The organism is Bartonella sp. AD24XZML (genome assembly GCF_042196485.1).
Taxonomy (GTDB): domain Bacteria; phylum Pseudomonadota; class Alphaproteobacteria; order Rhizobiales; family Rhizobiaceae; genus Bartonella.
Genome location: NZ_JBHIQH010000048.1, coordinates 1 through 1,932 on the forward strand (window position 1 = coordinate 1; position 1,932 = coordinate 1,932).

Consider the following 1,932-nt stretch of genomic DNA (forward strand, 5'->3'; position numbering starts at 1 on the left):
CTCTCTCTCTCACAACAAGACAACGAACTGATTAAGGAATGAAACGTGATGCCATTACCCTATCACACACATATATTTAAGCTTGAACCAGCAACAAAAGAAGAAGTCAAAGAAGGTGTTTTAGATAGTAAGGCTCTTGCACCAGTTTCAGTGGGGAGTGCAGCGGCTTATGAGGTAGAATATTTTGCGAGTGCAGCTCAAGGAAAAAAAGCTGATGATGCGGTTGCAAAGAGAGATATTGGAGCTCTTGCTTACAAAAATAAGGTCACAATTCACGATATTGAAGCAAGTGGTGAAGCTCGTGAGAATGCGATTTTATCAGGCGCTGGCTGGGTAAAAATATCGCCTTTAGGGATTGGCGATATGAAGGCTGCTACATATGATCCCGATAATGTGGGGGCAAATGCATTTTCTATGGAAAATATGCACGAGGGTCCTACCAAAAAATCTTAACCACAGAGGAAAGATCAAAGTTACGATGGTTGAGTTCTACGCAGCCAACGATGGAAAAATGGCGGAGGGGAGATGAAGGTGTTTATTATCCCATATCTCCGGTAGATCTCAAAAATACCATTCGTTATTTTGTAGGCTCAAAGTCTTTTGGTATGTCAAAATCAGTTTATGATCCAGATAAAATAGAAAAAGATGTATTTGATATGGAGAATATGAAGGAAGGGAAAAAGCATCTTATCTTAACTCCTCCAGAACGTGCACAGATTGCAAAAATTGATAAAGTTGAAGATGTTGCACAACAAGGGATTCATGTTGCAAGTGAAGCGAAGAACGTTGCAGATAGTGCATTAAGAACAGCAAATGATGCAAAAGCTTATGCAGTAGATGCAAAAAAAACGGCTGAGACAGCACAAAAAACGGGAGATAGTGCAAAAGCTGAGGCAAATATTGCGCAAACAGCAGCCGATAAAGCGCAAGATACAGCACATAGTGTACAGAAAAAAGTTGATCTCATTCAACCTCTTGCCAAACAAGACTGGATTGATGGCACAAAAACAGTGGATGCACTTATCTCACCAGCCAAACTGATGGCTTCAATCAAAGCAAATAGTAGCAATAGCAGCGGCGGCAGCAACAATGATGGCGGGGTTAGAAAACCTGTTGAAATTCTGATGACAGAAAGCGGAGATATTCCATTGCCTGATGGTATTACTGCTGACACCGATATCGAAGTATGGGCTTGGGGCGGTGGAGGTGGTGGCGTTAAGGATGGCGGCGGCGGCGGCGGTCAATGTGTGCATGTTAAGATGAAAGGTTCTGATTTAGATAAATTAAAAACAGCTTACATTGGTCGTGGTGGTAAAGGTAATGACAGTAACATTTTGTGCAATGGTGGTAGAACAATGATCAAAGGGCTTGTTACAGCAGAAGGAGGATATTCCGTTTCCATGACTCTCGTTAACTTTGGAGGGAAAGGCGGCGATGGAGGAGGAAACAGAGAGGGCATCAGTGGTGAGAGTTTTATTTTTTCTGGTGGGAATGGTGGAGGAAGTGGAGTCGACGGCAAGAGAGCTGGTACCGGTGGAAGTTCGTTTCTTGGCGGCGGCGGCGGCGGTGGCGGTAAATGTAAGGGTTCTATCATGGGGCAGGGTGGTGAGAGTTACAAAGGTGGTAACGGTGGTAGAGGTGGTAAAGAATGTGGCGGCGGCGGCGGTGGATATTTTGATGGGAAACACGGAAGCGACAAAATTGGCGGCGACGGCGGTGATGGAGCAGTACTCATAAAGGTATATTTATAAGGTGAATTGAACAATGGCACGGAAAATAAGTAAAGACTGTTTATACTGTTTAAAAAAGTGGGAAGGTTTGCGCTTGCAGGCTTATCAAGATGCTTCTGGCATATGGACGATTGGTTATGGTCATACGAAAAAAGCCGGTCAACCAACAGTTGTTGAGGGTATGGTGATTACAGAAAAAAAA

Annotated in this window: 3 protein-coding genes; all 3 read left to right on the top strand. The window is 43.6% G+C overall.

Annotated elements, in window-relative coordinates; translation table 11 throughout:
- Positions 1 to 48 precede the first annotated feature (48 nt).
- Positions 49 to 453 (top strand): hypothetical protein, encoded by a 405-nt coding sequence (locus ACFIMX_RS04230; protein WP_375694067.1) that lies wholly within the window; start codon positions 49 to 51, stop codon positions 451 to 453.
- 29 nt (positions 454 to 482) lie between these two features.
- Entirely contained in the window at positions 483 to 1,751 is a 1,269-nt protein-coding gene (locus tag ACFIMX_RS04235) for an alanine-zipper protein (RefSeq protein WP_375694068.1), read from the top strand.
- A 13-nt stretch (positions 1,752 to 1,764) separates the two neighbouring features.
- A partial coding sequence (locus ACFIMX_RS04240) for a glycoside hydrolase family protein (RefSeq protein WP_375694069.1) occupies positions 1,765 to 1,932 on the top strand: 168 nt, incomplete at its 3' end.